This window comes from Aeromonas rivipollensis, assembly GCF_010974825.1.
Lineage (GTDB): Bacteria > Pseudomonadota > Gammaproteobacteria > Enterobacterales > Aeromonadaceae > Aeromonas > Aeromonas rivipollensis.
The window spans coordinates 155538-174730 of record NZ_JAAILA010000015.1 but is presented as its reverse complement, the minus strand read 5'-3'; the positions used below and the strand labels follow the sequence as shown (position 1 = coordinate 174730).

Annotated in this window: 25 protein-coding genes and 1 tRNA gene; 24 read left to right on the top strand and 2 right to left on the bottom strand. The window is 52.6% G+C overall.

Annotated features, from left to right (window positions below; translation table 11 throughout):
• Positions 1-1343: 1343 nt before the first annotated feature.
• Positions 1344-1640: a helix-turn-helix domain-containing protein gene (locus G4923_RS12150; RefSeq protein WP_163137197.1), complete on the bottom strand. Its 297-nt coding sequence runs from the start codon at positions 1638-1640 to the stop codon at positions 1344-1346.
• Positions 1641-1916: 276 nt separating this feature from the next.
• On the opposite strand from G4923_RS12150, the gene G4923_RS12145 reads away from it, so the two are divergent.
• The 23 genes from G4923_RS12145 to G4923_RS12035 all read left to right on the top strand — a co-directional run bounded on the left by G4923_RS12145 (position 1917) and on the right by G4923_RS12035 (position 17917).
• Positions 1917-2282, top strand: a complete 366-nt coding sequence (locus G4923_RS12145) for a hypothetical protein (protein WP_163137196.1) — start codon at positions 1917-1919, stop codon at positions 2280-2282.
• Positions 2283-2299: 17 nt separating this feature from the next.
• Positions 2300-2986 carry a hypothetical protein gene (locus G4923_RS12140; RefSeq protein ID WP_234690473.1) on the top strand — a complete coding sequence of 229 codons (687 nt, stop codon included), beginning with the start codon at positions 2300-2302 and terminating at the stop codon, positions 2984-2986.
• Positions 2987-3070: 84 nt separating this feature from the next.
• Complete coding sequence (locus G4923_RS12135; protein WP_163137195.1) at positions 3071-3634, top strand: lecithin retinol acyltransferase family protein; 564 nt, start codon at positions 3071-3073, stop codon at positions 3632-3634.
• Between the two features lie 36 nt (positions 3635-3670).
• Complete coding sequence (locus G4923_RS12130) at positions 3671-4096, top strand: DUF2787 family protein (RefSeq protein WP_205597102.1); 426 nt, start codon at positions 3671-3673, stop codon at positions 4094-4096.
• A 10-nt stretch (positions 4097-4106) separates the two neighbouring features.
• Positions 4107-4373: a hypothetical protein gene (locus G4923_RS12125; protein WP_234690472.1), complete on the top strand. Its 267-nt coding sequence runs from the start codon at positions 4107-4109 to the stop codon at positions 4371-4373.
• Positions 4348-4662 (top strand): hypothetical protein, encoded by a 315-nt coding sequence (locus G4923_RS12120; protein ID WP_163137193.1) that lies wholly within the window; start codon positions 4348-4350, stop codon positions 4660-4662. Before G4923_RS12125 ends, G4923_RS12120 begins: the two co-directional genes overlap by 26 nt.
• A gap of 73 nt (positions 4663-4735) precedes the next feature.
• A complete protein-coding gene (gene radC, locus G4923_RS12115) occupies positions 4736-5233 on the top strand; it encodes a RadC family protein (RefSeq protein ID WP_163137192.1) in 498 nt (165 codons plus the stop codon).
• Positions 5230-5421, top strand: coding sequence for a hypothetical protein (locus tag G4923_RS12110; protein ID WP_163137191.1), 192 nt, complete (start codon positions 5230-5232; stop codon positions 5419-5421). The genes radC and G4923_RS12110 overlap by 4 nt, the downstream gene beginning before the upstream one ends.
• 24 nt (positions 5422-5445) lie before the next feature.
• Positions 5446-5868: a hypothetical protein gene (locus G4923_RS12105; protein WP_240455311.1), complete on the top strand. Its 423-nt coding sequence runs from the start codon at positions 5446-5448 to the stop codon at positions 5866-5868.
• Between the two features lie 195 nt (positions 5869-6063).
• A complete protein-coding gene (locus G4923_RS12100) occupies positions 6064-6558 on the top strand; it encodes a hypothetical protein (protein WP_163137190.1) in 495 nt (164 codons plus the stop codon).
• Between the two features lie 45 nt (positions 6559-6603).
• Complete coding sequence (locus G4923_RS12095; RefSeq protein ID WP_163137189.1) at positions 6604-6966, top strand: hypothetical protein; 363 nt, start codon at positions 6604-6606, stop codon at positions 6964-6966.
• On the top strand, positions 6963-7256 hold the full coding sequence (locus G4923_RS12090; protein ID WP_240455309.1) for a hypothetical protein: 294 nt from the start codon (positions 6963-6965) through the stop codon (positions 7254-7256). The genes G4923_RS12095 and G4923_RS12090 overlap by 4 nt, the downstream gene beginning before the upstream one ends.
• Positions 7257-7327: 71 nt before the next feature.
• Entirely contained in the window at positions 7328-7870 is a 543-nt protein-coding gene (locus tag G4923_RS12085) for a hypothetical protein (RefSeq protein WP_163137188.1), read from the top strand.
• A gap of 1 nt (position 7871) precedes the next feature.
• Positions 7872-8213 (top strand): hypothetical protein, encoded by a 342-nt coding sequence (locus tag G4923_RS12080; RefSeq protein WP_163137187.1) that lies wholly within the window; start codon positions 7872-7874, stop codon positions 8211-8213.
• Between the two features lie 30 nt (positions 8214-8243).
• Positions 8244-8540 carry a hypothetical protein gene (locus tag G4923_RS12075; RefSeq protein ID WP_163137186.1) on the top strand — a complete coding sequence of 99 codons (297 nt, stop codon included), beginning with the start codon at positions 8244-8246 and terminating at the stop codon, positions 8538-8540.
• A 145-nt stretch (positions 8541-8685) separates the two neighbouring features.
• Positions 8686-9000, top strand: coding sequence for a hypothetical protein (locus G4923_RS12070; RefSeq protein WP_163137185.1), 315 nt, complete (start codon positions 8686-8688; stop codon positions 8998-9000).
• Between the two features lie 2 nt (positions 9001-9002).
• Complete coding sequence (locus tag G4923_RS12065; RefSeq protein ID WP_163137184.1) at positions 9003-9383, top strand: type IV toxin-antitoxin system YeeU family antitoxin; 381 nt, start codon at positions 9003-9005, stop codon at positions 9381-9383.
• A 162-nt stretch (positions 9384-9545) separates the two neighbouring features.
• The gene (locus G4923_RS12060; protein ID WP_163137183.1) at positions 9546-11147 is read left to right on the top strand and encodes a type I restriction-modification system subunit M; all 1602 of its coding nucleotides are present in this window, start codon (positions 9546-9548) and stop codon (positions 11145-11147) included.
• A complete protein-coding gene (fic, locus tag G4923_RS12055; RefSeq protein WP_163137182.1) occupies positions 11144-11749 on the top strand; it encodes a protein adenylyltransferase Fic in 606 nt (201 codons plus the stop codon). The genes G4923_RS12060 and fic overlap by 4 nt, the downstream gene beginning before the upstream one ends.
• A gap of 2 nt (positions 11750-11751) precedes the next feature.
• Positions 11752-12963, top strand: coding sequence for a restriction endonuclease subunit S (locus G4923_RS12050; RefSeq protein ID WP_163137181.1), 1212 nt, complete (start codon positions 11752-11754; stop codon positions 12961-12963).
• Between the two features lies 1 nt (position 12964).
• Entirely contained in the window at positions 12965-14104 is a 1140-nt protein-coding gene (locus G4923_RS12045; RefSeq protein ID WP_163137180.1) for an AAA family ATPase, read from the top strand.
• A complete protein-coding gene (locus G4923_RS12040; RefSeq protein WP_163137179.1) occupies positions 14097-17195 on the top strand; it encodes a type I restriction endonuclease subunit R in 3099 nt (1032 codons plus the stop codon). Before G4923_RS12045 ends, G4923_RS12040 begins: the two co-directional genes overlap by 8 nt.
• Before the next feature lie 53 nt (positions 17196-17248).
• A complete protein-coding gene (locus G4923_RS12035; RefSeq protein ID WP_163137178.1) occupies positions 17249-17917 on the top strand; it encodes a UPF0149 family protein in 669 nt (222 codons plus the stop codon).
• Between the two features lie 196 nt (positions 17918-18113).
• Here the strand turns inward: G4923_RS12035 and G4923_RS12030 are convergent.
• Positions 18114-18201, bottom strand: a tRNA-Ser gene (locus G4923_RS12030).
• A gap of 198 nt (positions 18202-18399) precedes the next feature.
• On the opposite strand from G4923_RS12030, the gene G4923_RS12025 reads away from it, so the two are divergent.
• The gene (locus G4923_RS12025) at positions 18400-19149 is read left to right on the top strand and encodes a DsbA family protein (protein WP_106886032.1); all 750 of its coding nucleotides are present in this window, start codon (positions 18400-18402) and stop codon (positions 19147-19149) included.
• The last annotated feature ends 44 nt before the right edge of the window (positions 19150-19193 follow it).

The window sequence follows — 19193 nt, the reverse complement described above, 5'->3', positions numbered from 1 at the left end:
TATTCGGAACAGCTATTTAGTGCATGAATATTTTCAGATGTGTAGCTATCACACACCTGCGACAATAATTTTAAAGTATTAGTTATAATTTCATGGGCGAGGTTGTTGTAAACTATGGAATGAGGCATCGATGATGTTACGGTGCCACACCTCCTTACATCTTTTCTGTTTCTTGGTTCTTTCTCTTCGGCTATGTTAGTGAAGCATCTGCTGCCTATGAAATACGCCCCCCCCCCAGTCCTCTCCAGATACTTTCAGATACAAATATCAAAAGTATCTGTGAATTCCTCTAATAGCGCCTCATTGAATTGGAATCATGGTCCTCACATGAGGCACAACAGCATCAATCTATGTAAATATACTTTTTGATAATCAAACATTCTTACTGCTGCTGTTAAAGTCAGCCTAAGATATAGGCTTCATCTACACATCAATCACCACCAGTAAGCCCCCTTAGAGCCTCAATAATATCTTGCATCCACAATAATTCTTGAATGTTTTATTTAAAACCGTAGAAATCGTTCATTGCACCAAGCACCTTCATGTTTCATTTTATTTTCTCCTTCTATATACTCACCACGCCAGTGACAGCAAAGTGTTCCGATACCCAATCCACCTAGCGTTAATAATCATCGTCTAACGTGGTATAACACTATGAGGTACAACTCTTTTATAAAGATCCAGCGAAAAACAATACTTTGCGTTGGACATAGAGGACAGCCCAAAGATGGTCGCCATCGTTGAGAACAAGCACGTGTTGATCAAATGCTTAAAATCCTAGTCGTGGATTTTGTGAAATATAATTTACTGTTGACCACCGTACTGTAAATTGCTTGATGACTACGAGGGCAGTGTTAAATTGGTGGATCTGTGATGTATTGACATCAATGTCATAGCTGCGCTTCAATTAACGAACCACATCAGAATGAAATGCCAACAACAAGTAGTTCGCTATGCGACTAAATGCCATGAATTTTACGCGAACAGCCCCTCTCCGATACGCCGTTAGGAATAACTCACATATAGTTAAATTGACCAGTTAACATGGTCATGGGCAAGCAAAAAATACTGGGTAAAGTTTTTCCCATTGATATAGATAAATGGGTGAGGCTTCCAAGTACCGTCTCGTTAGATCACAGTTATTTCCTTGTCTGTCCGATTGAAAAGTTTCTCAGATAGATATCATAAGGGGAGAGCAAACACATATCGCTGTGAGTATGCTTGGAAGCGTCATTGCGGCCTTCCAAGTTATCGGCCTGGGCATCGGGTGCCATTGAGTGACTGATGCTCACTGAGAGGGATTAATGAGCCAGTCGTACTACCAGCTTATCAACCACCTCCAACTATCTGTAAGCTGTATTTAGTTTGGCCAACTGCTGGCTGAGTACAATGCTTTGTTCTGTAGGGCGGTTGCTGGTCTCACGCAGGAGGTCTGCAAGCTCACAGCCAAACAGCTGGGCCAACTGTGCCAGGCGCACTACGGTCGGCACCACTTTTCCCCGCTCCATCCGGGAGACCGCTTCCATCCCGATATCCAGGTGCTCTGCGACTTGCTCCTGGGTCAGCCCCACTTGTTGGCGTTGCCGTCCAATCGCTTTACCTACGCTCTTGGCCAGTTCTTCAAAGTTGACGTCTGTCATAAGTCCTCCAGTCCGCACGTATGCTTGACCATGGACTCGTTGACATTAAGGGCGAAAATGGTTGATGCTCAACCAATTGGGTTGATGTTGTTTGAATATATAGATTGATATTTGAAAGGAGTGCTTTCTACACGACGTAAATTCCAGCCCACTTTCTTCAGTTGCGCTTGGCTAACTGCCAGCACGTTCGCTGACGTTACCTGTATTACCCCGCTTATCCGAGAGGCTTGCCTTGTCGGTCAGGCATCCTTTTGCCATTTTTATTAAGGAGAGATCATGAATCGCGCACTGCTTTATCCCTTACTGCTCGCCTGTGGCCTATTATTGAGCGCCTGTAATGCAGAGTCTGCCGATGGCCCAGAATTCACTCTGGAAGTGGAATACACTGCTATTGGGCGGCCTCAGATCGTCGTCACTTCGCTCAACGATCAAGTCACCATTCAGAAAGTACTGATCAATGGCGGCAAGAGTAAATGCCGAGTGATGCTGCGCAGTGACTTGATGGGGTCGGTGGGAGGAACCTATTTCCCACTCAAGCTCAATTACACCGAAAGCTGGCGGCTGGTCATGACCGAGCCGTGCCGATTGAGGGAGGTCACCCTTTTCACCAATCTGGGCAATGCCTCTTACACCATTGAATAATTCCTCTGGAGAGTGACATGACAGAAAAAATCAAGCTGGCACTGTGGTGCATATGGTTATCACTGCTTGCCTTACCGAGCTGGGCTGCGCCTGAATTCACTGTGCCAACGGTCACTAAACGGGTACCGGCCAATGTTGAGGGGACCCTCAATTTCGCCAGCATGCAGTTTTGGATAGAGACTTCGAAAGGGGATCGCATCATGCTGATGCCGCTGGATGAAGATGAGCCAACGCTCATCCCCAGAGTCAGCCAGCCGGTTGCACTGAACGGTTTTATGCTGACCTATTCAGATGGCAGTCGTTACTTCGAACCCTCCTTTGCACCTGCGACCGCTGCATCAAGTACCACGTCATTTACCATCGTGAAAAATGACGATTACAGTATCGCTATCCGGTATGGGGATGACGTGCTGCTGCGCACCGATGAATATGACGCTATCAAGCTCACACACCGATTGCCGCTGGCCAACGGGCAGGCGGTCTTGTTTGAGCTGCACAGTGGCGGGGTGGCATGCCCGGTGCTCTATCAGCTGGCGGTCGCCCAGACGGGTGCGTTGACCATGCTTTCACAACCCTTTGGTACCTGTAGCGATGAAGGCAAGCTGACCCCCGAACCCAACGGTTTCACCCTCGATCTGCCCGGCAATCCTCGTCAGCGCTGGGTATGGGATGCCAGCAGCTTGACGCTGCGCAAGCAATCCTGACCACCAGCCGCCACACATTCACCACCATCAGGGCACCTTCGGGTGCCCTCTTTTTTATGTCGCATTTTATTTAAGGAACGGTTCATGCCATTACCACAATCAGGGGACCACCTCGTTTCCCCCCGCACCGGTTACCAGCACCACGGTCTCTATCTGGAGGACCATCTGGTCATCCATTACCAAGGGGTCAGTGCAGGAATACATTCCGGTCAGATAGCTATCACCACGCTTGCCGAGTTTAGCCAAGGGCGGGGCTATCGCATCCAGCACCATAGCGCACGCGTCTATAACCGGGAGGAGAGCATGAACCGTGCCTATTCTCGCCTCGGGGAAGCGCACTACAGCACGCTCTTTAACAACTGCGAGCACTTTGTGCTCTGGTGCATCGAGGGCTTTCACTACAGCAAGCAGATTAACCAGCTCATTGCCACGGGGTGTATTGCACATCAGGCACTTCGCAGTGTGGCTCGGCAGCCTACCCTAGCGGCCCTGCCTAGCATGGCCACCAGCACGGTACTGAACCCGTCAGCGACAACCGCTGTGACCGCAGCAGTCAGTGCGTTGCTGGGGAGCTCGGCCACCTCGCTGGCGGCTCCCTTGGCTGCCACCTACGGCCTCTACCGCGCCTGGCGCTGGCTCAGGGATTGATGCGCCTCACTCTCAATACCAAAAGGACACACCATGATGACCATGCCATTTCACCAGGCAGGGATGGCCCTGCCTATTTCACCCGAGCTACCAGACTTGCTGCGCCAAATCGTGCGAGAACAACAGCTCGACCTCACCCACCTCTCGACCCTGACCTTCAACTTTCGCAGCCCCGGCTACAATGCCGAAACGGGTGGCATCCATCCGGTCGAGCTGCGGCTTATTCGGGGATTGCACGGCTGGGTCTTTGATTACATCACCGACTTCAGCTACCAGGGGCTGGGCCAAGATGCTGAGCTCTGCAAGGAGCTCGATTTTAACCTCTCCTGCGACGAGCACTATCTGCAGGGCTGGGGACCACTGCCCGGTGTGGAAGCGCGGGAACTGTTTGCCCTGTGGCAGAGCAATTTCATTAGCTACACCCGGTTGGGGTATTTCACCGTCACCGTCAACGGGGAGTAGAAGGTGTGTGATGACTAACGAACTGCTGCTCTCCCTCACCAATGCCGAGGACTGGCGCACCATGAGCCAGCCCGTGGATGAAATCTGTGTGGACTCCAAACGCCGCTGTTTCTGGCGCTGCCAAGCAGGACCTGTCCCGCTCTCTGAGCAGCCCCGTGTGCTGGGGCGCTTTCTGAGTGAACTGCAGCGTACCTGCATCCATCACGGCTATTGCGTGGAGAGTGACCCCTTACCGCAAGAGGAGGCGCAAGATGCCCAAACAACCGATAGCCGTTGAGCTTGAAGCGATTAACCGAGAGGGAGAAACGCAGGTGGTGCGTGACAGTGGCCTGACCGTACAGGGCTACAGCGTTTATCTGCGGGCCGTGGAGGCCAGCGGGCTGGCCCTGGCCACTTGGGTAGCTGACTACGACACCTTAGGTCCGTCCTACCAACTGGCAGAACGGCTGAGTGTGGCACTCGCTATCCCACTCGCTTTACTGGTCCCCGAATCGCTGATGCCGGTGAAGAGAGACCCACAGCTACAGCAGGCCCCACCACGACCAACTGAACTACCCTCAAATTGAACCAACAACCTCTCTGCATTTAGCCCCGACATGCCTCGCGCTGCCGGGGTCTTTCTTTTTCAGGAGACCCAACATGCGTTACCACAAACTCAAAGCCGGAGAATGCCCCGGCACTTATGTCGTCACCGAGCCGGTGACCGAGCAAGACCTGCTGCGCATCGCCAACCAGATTGCCCGCAAACGCCTGGCTAAAGGATCCGCCATCACCAGTACCACGGAGGCCGCCCAGCGACTACAAACCCTGCTGCAGGACCGGGAGCACGAAGTGTTTGGCGCCCTGTTCCTTGACTCCCAACACAGGGTGATTGCCTTTGAGGAGCTGTTTCGCGGCACTCTCGATAGCGCCAACATCTACCCACGGGAAGTGGTCAAGCGGGCCCTGATACTCAACTGTGGGGCCATCATCGCCGTACACAATCACCCAAGTGGTGACCCGGAACCCAGCTACTCAGACCGGGTCTTTACCCAGGCTCTCAAAGAGGCATTGGCGCTGGTGGATGTGCGACTGCTCGACCATCTGGTAGTTGGCGCTGAGGGTTTAGTCTCGCTGGCCGAGCGAGGCCTACTATGAACCAGACCCCAGGCAAAACCCACCTCACTGCCCTCGATATCCTCCTCGAGCTGCGCTGCTGGCTTGCAGACAACGTCGAGATGCAGGCAGAGCCCGCTATCGTCGCTAACCTGCCTAACGGTTATCAGCTCACCCAAGCCGACTGTGTCGAGGCCATTCATGCACTGTTGCATCAGTTGCGGCACTAATCAGGCCAAGAAGAGACAAGCACCATGCGATTACCTAACCCCTATACCCTTGAGGAAACGCTGGGCAAGTTGCGCCATGGCCTGGCAGCTACCTGCAACGAGGATGCGCTGGCGTTATTGGAGCAGGCCGTCACCAAGGCTCGTGATGACGGCCTTTATACCAAGCAGTTTGAAGAAACCTTGCTGCATGGCTCCACCATCGAGATACGCGAATGTCTTAGCTGCTTTGGTGACTACTTCGAGCGTTCCCGAGACGTACCGCCCTATTACCCGCATCACGATGCCGTCAACGGTATTGATTGTGCCCTCTACACCATCCTGTTCGAGACGGCTTATCCCAACGTGCAGCCAGAGGGGGATCGCTCACAACCACCGTGGCTGAGCCCTGTACAGACACGGGACCCCTCTGTGCCTAAACCCGGATCATCTGCCGTCGGGCGATCATGATGCTGCCCTCGTACACCGTGATCTCGAATGACATCTTCGCCGATCACCGAATGACCATAGATGATCGATCACGCCAGCCTCCCCGGATCATCGCACACGGATCATCACCACCAACACCATGATCCGGATATCCCGATACAACCCACAGGGCCACCTCACTGCAGGTGGCCTTTTTCATTTCAAGGAGTCATCCCCATGTCTGCTTTCATGATTGACCGCCAGGATTACCAGGCCTTTGCCGTGCAGTTGCACCGCTTTTGCAATGCCCCCATGCCACCGCACTACACCCTTGAGTTACTGCGATCCCTCTGGTGGCTGCCGCCTGCAGACACGACCAGCACCTGGACGTGGCGGGTAGACCGGCTGGTACGGCTGATGATGCTCGCCAATCGACGGGCGGTCTGGCATCGCTATCAGCTGAGACGTCAGGAACCACGCCAGCGTAGCTCTACCAAGCTGGGACCGTTTAAACCAGCGCACCGTTGCCATCAGGCGCCACTCACCGATGCCGAACTGGTAGCCCTCTACAAATTCACCTGCTGCGCCCTGTACCAATCGAGTGAATGGAGTGGGAGCCCTGAGCAGGCTCCTCGGCTTGTGAAGGTACTACAGCAGTTGCAACAGGCTCTCGCACAAGACGTGCTGACCCGGCTGTCACTGTGGGAGCAAGCACCCTGGGGAGAGATGTGATGGCCAGAACCGTCACTAACTCTCTTCTTCATCAGGAGCAATACCATGATCGAATTTACCGACAGCTTTAGCCAGGCCGCCGTGGCGGAGGCCATGTGCGCCCATTCAGGGCTTGCCAAGCTCATCAGTCAACAGTTGATGCTACCGGGCTTTGCCTATGCCCACGATGTGGAAGGGCGGCGTATTGGTGGCCCGCTGGTAGCGTCCAACCCGGTGCTGCACAAGACCACGCTATTTGTCAGTCCACGAGATATGCGTGAGCACCTGCCACGAGAGATTAACTTCGCCCGCTTTCGCTGTCCCTGTAATGCAGCTGGTCAGCCGGTAGGCGAGTGGCAACGGGGGATTGTCGGGGCCTACGTCAACCATGGCAGCAACGACGCGCCTGATTGGAGCAGCCATACATGACCACAACAACGTCCAGGGCATCTCCCATGGCGCCAGAGGACGCTATCGCCAGGCTCCGATCCCATATAGAGGAGTTCATCGCACTGGAGCTGACCGGCAAACTCTATGCACAACTAGCCAGCCTAGCGCGTACCGGCGTGCTGGAGCTGGATAAGTGGGACAGGGCAAATCTGGTTCTGCCCCGTACCGTGACCACCGCGCTGCTGGAGGCTGCTGCTGAGCGGGTGATTTGGCGCAGCCACCGCCGTCGCTATCAGCGAGATATCAACCGTCTCAAGCAATCGCTGTAGACAATCCCCCACAACTGCCCCCTAAACAGCCCCTCACTCCGAGGGGCTGTTTGCATTTTAAGGAATCCACCATGCATGACCTGCGTGATTACAAAACCCTGTCCGCTCGGCAGATAACAGCGGCGATAGGCCAGCTCAACCACAACACTGCGCCGAGGATAATGACCCATCTCACATTGCGAGCCGCCCAGCCGCATCCGCAAGGCAATAGCCGTAGCAGAGCCAAGGCCCTCAAGCTGTTGCGTCGGGTCAAGAAGGCTCACAAGGCAGGACGAATCCCGCTTGAGCTCACCGTGACCGGCTGCCGCATAGACCGGGGTAGCCATCAGGCAGACCGCTACTATTACGACCGGACACTGCTGGCTCAGGGCTGGCAGCAATACGACACCGAGGAGGATGCCTGGTATTTCGGCATCTGGATTAACACCGAGAAGCTGGAGACCTTTACCTATGCCGAGGGGGATACCCACCATGTGATTGCGCCGAACATCGAAGCCTTTCGCTCTGAATTGGCGCGACTCTACCAGCACCACCCGCAAGCCCCGGCGTTTATCAGCATTGACCCGGAAGCGGGCATTGTGACCCACCATTTTGAAACCAAGCCGGAGGTGTGAGATGGCCAAGCACATCACCATCAGAGTCCCCGGCAAACACCCGCAAACCGGTGAGCTCACCACCTTCGAGCAGAAGGGCCAGCGCATGGATATCGACATCGGCGGACAGGCCGTGCCTTTCCTCATTCACGGGAGGGGCATAGGAACGTCACTCACCCACATTCCGAGTGGCTACCGCATCGCGCTGCTCGGTGGTTGGCTCACTGCGCGTTACGCAATACCTGAGAATAAGCCCAGCAGAACAGCCTGTGCCCAGATGGCCATAGACCGACTGGTGGCCCAGTACGGCTCGCTGCATCTATTGGACCGGCTCAATTGCAAGCCGGTTATCAATCCGCTGTAACGTGACGCCCAGACAACAAGGAACGGCTCAATGACTAACCCCCTACCTGCAACAACGAACCCACTGGCAGGCCATCCGGTGATGCAAATGCTGGATGTCGCCATGAGCGCCATAGTTGGCGATTACGATGACGCAGACTTGGTGCCCGAATGGCAATGGGTCAAGCGTATGGCCTCCCATGAACATGTCGGCATGAAGGATGGCTCCGCCTACGAATATATGTTGAACCTGGCCTTGGAGCTCGATGCCTACCCGCCAACGCTACAGCCCTTGCTCGCAGCAGCAACGCAAGCCGGGGTGAACTACATCCTGTTTTACAACGACTAGCCACTGCGCCTGTCACTGCGGCCCGGCAGCTTTCTGCAGCCTCGGCACCAACAGACACAACCACCCAGCCCCACTCATCCACAAACAGCATAAAGGGCCAGCCCTCACAGGCTGGCTCTTTGCATCATTACTGGAGTCACCGAACATGACCCGTCTTATTACTAGGCTCGAGGTGCATCGCTATGCCCCCGAGCTTAACAAACTGCATCTGCGCAACCGCCAGACGTTACCAGCACCCGGCATCACCACCATTAGGCAAGCCAAAGCCCGCCTCTTTGGCCGCTGGCAGCCAGGGCATCAGGTGACCATCACCGTGAGCCATCCCGACTACATCAATCTATCCAGGCTCTACCGGGGACGACTGACCAACCTGACCGACCTCCCAGAGCATCTGACCAGATTGCGACAGCGCCACAACGTGCCTGGCACTATCATCGACATTCAAATGAGGTATCGCTAATCATGACCATGACAGCCACCCACACCCATGACCAACAACCTGCCGATCCAGACCAACCTACCCGCATTTTTGCGCAATGGGGCTTGCCCCATACCGTGACGCCCCGCTTTGGGGCTCGCCTTATCCAGGAGCACCACCGGCTGCACTTTCTGTCAGATCGAGCCTCATTGATTGGCGAATGGGCAGAAGAGGCAATAGACCGACTGGAAGCAGCCTTCCCGAGCATCATCAAGGAACTGGAGGCCAAATTGCTGACAGGCGAACTGGACGCCCGCCGTCAGCAACGCATCACCCTACAGCACGGCGGTTTCACCTGTGAAGCCGATACCCTGGGTAGCCATGGCTATGTCTATGTAGCGCTTTACCCAACCATCACTCTTTAGGCGGAAGGGGGAAGACTGGGCAAGCAGCCTTCCCACCAATTTTCGATGTTAATCAGACGGCGTCAGTTACCTGAATGTGGGTCATTTTTCCGGTATGATGCACATCATTTTCATTAGAAGTTCCGCCTCCTGGCTTGCGGGGCGACACACAGGAATCACAGTATGACAAGCATTCAACAACGCGCCGCCCTGCAACGTCAGATCTGGGCCATTGCCAACGAGGTTCGCGGTGCTGTCGATGGGTGGGATTTTAAGCAATATGTACTGGGAGCCCTGTTCTACCGCTTTATCAGCGAGAACTTTGCCAGCTACATCGAAGGCGGTGACGACAGCGTCAACTACGCAGAAATACCCGATAGCGTGATCACCCCGGAAATCAAAGAGGATGCCATCAAGACCAAGGGCTACTTTATCCGCCCCAGCGATCTCTTCGCCAACGTGGCCAAAAATGCCAATAGCAATGAAAGCCTCAATACCGATCTTGCGCATATCTTTGCCGACATTGAAGCGTCGGCTAGCGGTTACCCGTCAGAGCGAGACATCAAAGGGCTGTTCGCCGATTTCGATACGACCAGTAACCGCTTGGGTAACACGGTAAAAGATAAAAACGCCCGTTTGGCAGCAGTGCTTAATGGCGTAGCCAAGCTGGATCTCGGTGATTTTGAAGATAGTGATATCGATCTCTTCGGCGACGCCTACGAGTTCCTTATCTCTAACTATGCCGCCAACGCCGGTAAATCCGGTGGCGAGTTTTTCACCCCCCAGCATGTATCCAAGCTGATCGCCCAGCTCGCCATGCATGGCCAGAGTCGCGTCAACAAAATTTACGACCCGGCTTGCGGCTCCGGCTCGCTGCTCCTGCAAGCCAAGAAGCATTTCGACGCCCACATCATCGACGACGGCTTCTTCGGGCAAGAGCTCAACCACACCACTTACAACCTGGCGCGGATGAACATGTTCTTGCACAACATCAACTACGACAAGTTCAACATCCAGCTCGGCGATACGCTGCGCGAACCCCACTTTGGCGACGACAAGCCGTTCGATGCCATCGTCTCCAACCCACCCTATTCGGTAAAGTGGATAGGTTCGGACGACCCCACGCTGATCAACGATGACCGCTTTGCCCCGGCTGGCGTACTCGCCCCCAAATCCAAAGCCGATTTTGCCTTCGTGCTGCATGCGCTCAGCTACCTCTCCGCCAAAGGCCGCGCCGCCATCGTCTGCTTCCCCGGCATCTTCTACCGTGGCGGGGCCGAGCAAAAGATCCGGCAATATCTGGTGGACAACAACTATGTGGAAACGGTGGTCTCGCTGGCACCCAATCTGTTTTACGGCACCACCATCGCCGTGAACATTCTGGTATTGGCCAAAAACAAAAAAGAGACAACCATCCAGTTTATCGATGCTAGTGGTCCTGACTATTTCAAAAAAGAGACTAATAACAACGTGCTGCTGGACAGGCACATCGAGCAAATCATGGCGGTGTTCGACAGCAAGGCCAATGTCGATCACTTCGCCAAATCGGTGCCCCTCAAGCAGGTTGCCACCAACGATTACAACCTCTCCGTCAGCAGCTATGTCGAAGCGAAAGACAACCGTGAAGTGCTGGATATCAGCCAGCTCAATATCGAGCTGAAAACCACGGTTGCCAACATTGATAAACTGCGCAAAGAAATTGATACCATTGTTGCCAAAATCGAAGGGACGACGATTGAAGAAATACCGACCGAGGGCATGGAAAGCGAAGGAGAGGTAGCATGATGTTAGAGAATAAATTAAACATCACCAATCAGGTTGAACTTGCCAAAGCTGAGGAGAAAATCAGTAAGCAAAAAGCTAAGCAACTTTTCGACTCTGGCGACATTAACAAGGCTGGCGTAGGGACGTTTTCCGGGCTTAGCTTTATTCATGGCTATCTCTTCGGTGACATCTATCACTTCGCCGGGAATATTCGCGATGTCAACATTGCCAAGGGGAATTTTCGTTTTGCACCACTGATGTATTTGGACGTATCGCTAAAGCATATCGATGGCATGCCACAACGCACCTTTGATGAAGTCATCGAAAAATATGTCGAGATGAACATCGCCCACCCATTTCGCGAAGGCAATGGCCGTGCTACGCGTATCTGGCTAGACCTGATGCTCAAAGCAGCGCTTAAACAAGTCGTGGATTGGAACCTGGTAGATAAAGAAGAATACCTCTCTGCGATGCAGCGCAGCGTAGTGAAAGACCTGGAAATAAAGGCGCTGCTTAAACAAGCGCTCACCAGCCAGATTGATGACCGCGCCTTGTTCATGAAGGGTATTGATGTCAGCTATTACTACGAAGGTTATAGCGAATTCAAGACAGAGGAGCTGTAATCATGAGCCATGTTGACTTTATCGAAAAGTTGCTAAATGGTGTTAATGTTGAATGGCTTCCATTAGGGGATGTGACGAAATATGAGCAACCGACCAAATACCTAGTGGCGGCCAAAAATTACAATGCTCAATTTAAAACTCCCGTTCTGACAGCTGGGAAAACTTTTGTTCTTGGCTATACGGATGAAGTCGATGGAATTTATAAGGCTTCCGAAAATCCCGTAATCATCTTCGATGACTTCACGACCGCCCATAAATGGGTAGACTTTGATTTTAAGGCCAAGTCATCTGCGATGAAGATGATCACGTCAAGCAATGAAAGCAAAACGCTACTTAAATATATTTATTATTGGCTGAACACACTACCAAGTGAATTGGTTGATGGCGACCACAAACGCCAGTGGATCGGCAATTATGCATCAAAAATAATCCCTATCCCTTGCCCAGATAACCCCAAAAAATCGCTGAAAATACAAGCCGAAATCGTTCGTATACTGGACACCTTCACCGAGCTTACCAACGAGCTTACCAACGAGCTTACTGCACGTAAAAAGCAATACAACCACTATCGCGACCAGTTGTTGAGTTTTGAAGACGGAGAAGTGGAGTGGAAGACGTTGCCGGAAATGGCAATTGATTTTGGGCGCGGAAAATCCAAGCATCGTCCTAGAAATGATGAGCGGCTGTATGGAGGCGATGTTCCATTTATACAAACGGGCGATATTAGAAACGCGGCTCACATCATTATGGCGCATAGCCAAACGTATAGCGACTTTGGATTGCAGCAAAGCAAACTGTGGCCAAAGGGCACACTGTGCATTACAATTGCAGCAAATATCGCGGAAACATCCATATTGGGTTTTGATGCTTGCTTTCCCGACAGCGTAATCGGCTTTGTTGCTGACCCTGAAAAAACAACCTCTGCTTATGTTGAATACCTTCTTCAATCAACCAAACGCAAGCTTGAAGAAAAGGGGAGGGAAAAAAGCAGTGCGCAGAGTAATATAAATCTTGGCACCTTTGAAGCATTGAAGCTCCCCTTTCCACCACTTGCCGAGCAAGCCCGCATCGTCGCCATCCTCGACAAATTCGATGCCTTGACCACCTCCCTCACCGAGGGTCTGCCCCGCGAAATCGAACTGCGTCAAAAACAATACGCGTATTACCGCGATCTGTTGCTGAGCTTTCCCAAGCAGGAAGGGGTAGAGGTGTAACATGGGTAAGAGGCTGACCGACATCGCCCAGCAGTTAAAAGATACCAACAAGAAAGTGCAACTGATCTACGCCTTCAACGGTACGGGCAAAACGCGCCTGTCGCGAGAGTTCAAGCAACTGATTGCGCCGAAGGAGGAAGATGATAGTGCGCCATCGTCGGAGTTGGCCGACAAGAAGATTCTTTATTACAGCGCCTTCACTGAAGACTTGTTTTACTGGGACAACGACCTGGGGCAGGATGCAGAGCCGAAACTGAAAATCCAACCAAATGCTTTCACCAAATGGGTGCTCGAAGAGCAAGGCCAGGACCAGAGCATTATCACCACCTTTCAGCGTTACACGAGCGAGAAGTTGACGCCGCAGTTCAGTGCGGATTTTTCATCGGTTAGTTTTTCATTCGAGCGCGGAAATACTCGACAAGAACCCCATATCAAAATTTCCAAAGGTGAGGAAAGTAACTTTATCTGGAGTGTTTTCAATACCCTGCTGGAGCAGGTTATTTCCGAGCTAAACATCCCAGAGGTCACTGACCGCTCCACCCATGTTTTCAATAATTTGACCTACGTCTTTGTTGATGACCCCGTGAGCTCACTGGATGAGAACCACTTGATCGAGTTAGCAGTTAACGTGGCAGGGTTGATCAAATCAAGCCGGTCCGATCTTAAGTTCATCATCACCACACACAGCCCGCTGTTCTACAACGTCCTTCACAACGAACTAGAACTCAGCAAAAAAGGCAAAAATGAGGGCTGTTATCTCCTAGATCGCCATGAAGACGGCACATTCGACTTGACAGTGAAGCACGGTGACTCCAACAAGAGCTTTTCCTACCATCTGCACCTGAAGCAGGTCATTGAGCAGGCGATTGCGGACAACAGGGTTGAACGGTTTCATTTCACCTTGCTGCGAAACCTCTATGAGAAAACAGCCAGCTTTTTGGGTTACCCCAAATGGTCAGAACTCTTGCCGGATGATAAGCAACTTTATCTAAGCAGAATAATTAATTTCACAAGCCACAACACGCTATCGAACGAAGCCGTTGCAGAGCCAACGCAAGCTGAGAAAGCGATTGTCAAATTTTTGCTCGAGCATTTGAAGAGCAACTATGGCTACTGGCAGCAGGAGCACCAAAATGGCTGATTATAAAACCATCGCAGAATCCAACAAATTTATCGTGCTGGATAAATACACTAAGGAATGGTCGGTTGCTGAAAGCTATCAGAGCGAAAGTGATCTGGAGCACGAGCTAATTGAGGATCTTGCCAATCAAGGTTATGAGTTCCTGCCCACCCTGAATAACCCCACAAAAATGCTCGCCAATGTACGGGAACAGCTGCAAGCACTCAATAACGTAGCGTTTCTTGATGGCGAATGGCAGCGTTTTGTTGAGACCTTCCTCGATAAGCCCAGCGACAGCATCGTCGATAAAACCCGCAAGATCCACGATGACTATATCCATGACTTCGTTTTTGATGATGGTCGAATTAAAAACATATACCTGCTGGATAAGAAGAACATCGTCCGCAACAAGGTACAGGTGATCAAGCAGTTTGAACAAACCGGCAGCCTTGCCAATCGCTATGATGTGACGATCCTGGTGAACGGTCTGCCACTGGTACAGATCGAGCTTAAAAAACGTGGTGTGGCGATCCGCGAAGCCTTTAATCAGGTCCACCGCTACAGCAAAGAAAGCTTTAACAGTAAGCACTCTTTGTTCAAATATTTACAGCTGTTTGTCATCTCCAACGGCACCGATAGTCGCTATTTTGCCAATACCACAGCACGCAATAAAAATAGCTTCGACTTCACCATGAATTGGGCGAAGTCGGACAACGCGCTTATCAAGGATCTGAAGGACTTTACTGCAACCTTCTTTCAGAAACACACATTGCTCAATGTGCTGCTGCATTACTCGGTGTTCGACATCAGCAACACCTTGCTGGTGATGCGCCCTTACCAGATTGCCGCCACCGAGCGCATTCTGTGGAAGATCAACAGTGCATATCAGACAAAGAACTGGAGTAATACCGAAAGCGGCGGCTATATCTGGCACACTACAGGTTCAGGCAAAACCTTGACCAGTTTTAAGGCGGCGCGACTGGCCACCGAACTGGAGTTTATCGACAAGGTATTTTTCGTGGTGGACCGTAAAGATCTGGATTACCAGACCATGAGGGAGTACCAGCGCTTTTCACCCGATAGCGTCAATGGCTCAGACAGCACAGCGGGCCTGAAGCGCAATCTGGACAAGGATGACAACAAGATCGTCGTCACGACCATCCAGAAGCTCAACAACTTGATGAAGAGCGAGGCCGACTTGCCGATTTACGGCAAGCAGGTGGTCTTTATTTTCGATGAGTGCCATCGCAGCCAATTTGGTGAGGCACAGAAGAACATTAAGAAGAAATTCAAACGCTTCTATCAGTTTGGCTTCACCGGCACGCCCATCTTCCCGCAGAACGCGCTAGGCGCAGACACCACCGCCAGTGTGTTTGGCCGCGAGTTGCACTCTTATGTCATCACCGATGCCATTCGCGATGAAAAAGTACTCAAGTTCAAGGTGGACTACAACGATGTTCGCCCGCAGTTCAAAGCCATCGAAACAGAGAAGGATGAGAAGAAGCTGAGCGCAGCGGAAAACAAGCAGGCTTTGCTACATCCGGATCGCATTCGTGAGATCACCCAGTACATCCTGAACAACTTCCGGCAAAAGACCCATCGCCTGCAAGCGAACGCCAAAGGCTTTAATGCCATGTTTGCGGTGAGCAGCGTGGAGGCGGCCAAGCTCTACTACGAATCGTTTAAGGCGTTGCAGCAAAAGAGCAATAAGCCCCTTAAAGTTGCCACTATTTTCTCGTTTTCCGCCAATGAAGAGCAGGATGCAGTGGGTGACATTGAGGATGAGAGCTTTGATGTCTCTGCCATGAATAGCAGTGCCAAGGAGTTTTTAAACGCGGCCATCGCAGACTATAACGCGCTGTTTAAAACCAATTTCAGCGTGGACAGCAATGGTTTTCAGAACTATTACCGTGACTTGGCCAAACAGGTTAAGGCCAAGGAGATCGATCTGCTGATCGTGGTGGGCATGTTCCTGACCGGCTTTGATGCCCCCACGCTGAACACTCTGTTTGTAGACAAGAACCTGCGCTACCACGGACTGATGCAGGCTTACTCGCGCACCAATCGCATTTTTGACGCTACCAAAACCTTCGGCAATATCGTCACCTTCCGCGATCTGGAGCAGGCGACCATCGACGCCATCACCCTGTTCGGTGACAAGAACACCAAGAATGTGGTGTTGGAAAAGAGCTACAAGGAGTACATGGAAGGCTTTACCGATCTCGTAACCGGTCAAGCACGGCGCGGCTTTATGGATGTGGTCAGCGAGCTGGAGCAGCGCTTTCCTGATCCTGCGGCCATTGAGAAAGAGGCCGACAAAAAAGCGTTCGCGAAACTCTTTGGCGAGTATCTGCGCGTTGAGAACCTGCTACAAAACTATGACGAGTTTGCTAGCCTGAAGGCCCTGCAAAGCGTAGATATGAGCGATCCTGAAGCGGTCGAGGCGTTCAAAGCCGAACACTATCTGGATGATGCAAAGCTTGCCGAGTTGCAGACCATTCGCCTGCCAGCCGAACGCACGATCCAGGACTACCGTTCTACTTACAATGACATCCGAGATTGGCAGCGTCGGCAAAAATCAGCAGAGGAAAAAGACAAATCGACCATCGATTGGGATGACATCGTCTTTGAGGTGGATCTGCTCAAATCCCAGGAGATCAACCTCGATTACATACTTGAGCTGATCTATGAGCACAACAAGAAAACCAGAAGCAAAGCAGAGCTGGTAGACGAAGTGCGCCGACTGATCCGTGCAAGCCTTGGCAATCGAGCCAAGGAGAGCCTGCTGGTCGATTTTATCAATCAAACCGACTTGGACCAGATTGGTGATGCCGCAAGTGTCATCGAAGCTTTCTATGCGTTTGCTCAAGCTGAGCAACGACGAGAAGCCGATGAGCTGATCAGCTCTGAAAATCTGAATGTGGAAGCGGCAAAGCGCTATATCAGTACTTCGCTCAAGCGCGAATTCGCCAGCGAAAACGGCACCGAACTCAATTCACTGTTGCCCAAGATGAGCCCGCTAAACCCGCAATATCTGACCAAGAAACAGATCGTTTTCCAGAAGATCGCGGCGTTTATTGAGAAATTCAAAGGGGTGGGTGGTGACATTTAGTCAACAATATTCTACTCCATGCCCAAACAGATGGATTAGTGGAGTTGGTAAAAATGCAATCGTTTGAAATTTTGAGTGATGAAGAGTTCGATGAGTTGGAGGCGCTGCTTGAGCGCTACGGCAGTGAAAACAGCATTGCCTCAATGTCGATGCTCGATGGCTTTTTAACGGCGGTGGTCTCTGGCCCCCACCTCATTATGCCGAGCACCTGGCTCCACGCGATCTGGGGTGGTGAGCAGGATCAACCCGAGTGGCAAAGCGAAGCCGAACTGGAACGCTTTATCGACCTGGTGATGCGCCACAGCAACGACATTGCGACCACTCTGACCTATGCGGCAGAAGACTATTTCCCGGTGGCACCGGAGTTTGAACGACACGGTGAGTGGGTTCCGCTGATCCACGACTGGTGTGGTGGTTACCTGGGAGGTCTTGAACTGGAGCCATGGCCCACGCTACCGGCCCCGGAAGCTGCTGCACTATCGATGATCAGTGAACCGCTGGAGAAAATGCCTACATCGCTCGAAGCGATCAGCAATGAACATCTGCAAGAGCAAGCCAGCAAGGCTCGCTTTGCCGCTCGTATCCTGCATGCCCACTTTCTGGCACAACGTAGTGAACGCCCGGCACGACCTCAGCCGGTGGTGGCCCCCATCAAGATTGGCCGCAACGAGCCGTGTCCCTGTGGCAGCGGCAAGAAGTACAAACAGTGCTGTTTGCACTGACCAATAAAATAGATAGCAAGAGAGGGCCAATGGCCCTCTCTTGCTTTGGGTAACTTGAGGAAGTCGTGGCAATGACCTGTCCAATGGGGTGCTATCAAGGGGTAGGACAGCCAACACCTAATGGCATACTCACTGGCATACCAAAAATCATAGATACAAAAAAGCCCAACCGAATCAATCAGTTGGGCTATATAGATGGCGGAGGAGGTGGGATTTGAACCCACGGATGGTCGCCCATCGCCGGTTTTCAAGACCGGTGCATTCAGCCGCTCTGCCACCCCTCCGCAGCAGTGCGACGCATATTACCCATGACGATCCCCCTTGTAAATCCCCGCTCTGTTCGTTTGCCGATTTATTGGGCTAAATGGCCAACAAAACCCGCAGACTCGGCCCAAACCGTGCTTTTTCAACCGGATGGCTTGACTTGAAAACAGACTCACCCACTATAGTGGCCTCCACGATATTCCCAGCAAGATGGACATATGAGAATCAAACATGCCCTGTTCGCCGCCCTGACCGGCGCGACCCTGCTTGCGGCGCCGGTGCAGGCGAGCGAGCTGACCAAGAGCGACGTCGAGCAGATCGTGCGCGACTATCTGGTCAAGAATCCGGAAATACTGGTCGAGATGTCCAATGCCCTGCGCGCCAAGCAGGAGAGCCAGCAGGCCGAGAACGACAAGACGCTGATCGAGGCCCATGCCAAGCAGCTCTTCGCCAACCAGGATCCCGAGACCGGCAACCCCAAGGGCAGCCTGACCGTGGTGGAGTTCTTCGACTACAACTGCGGCTACTGCAAGCGGGCCCACCCCCTCATCCAGCAACTGCTCGCTGAAGACAAGGACATCCGCTACATCTACAAGCAGTTCCCCATACTGAGCGAGACCTCCTACTATGCCGCCCGCGCGGCGCTGGCGGTGAAGCTTGGCCAGCCCGACAAGTACCAGGCCTTCCACGACAAGCTCTATGCCCATCAGGGCCCGCTCTCCGACGAGGCCCAGGTGAAGCAGCTTGCGGAGGCGGCTGGCGTCAACTGGAGCAAGGTCGAGGCGAAGATCAAGGACGGCAGCATAGATCAGAACCTGGGTACCAACCGTGCCCTGGCCGAGGCCATGAGCATCTCCGGCACCCCGGCCTTCATCATCGGCGATCAGATCCTGCGCGGTGCCCCCCGCGATCTGGCGAGCCTGAAAGGCTTCATCAAGGACGTGCGAGCCGGCAAGAGCATTCAGTAACCCGCTCTTCGCTCGTAAAAAAAAACGCCCCGGCATCGAGATGC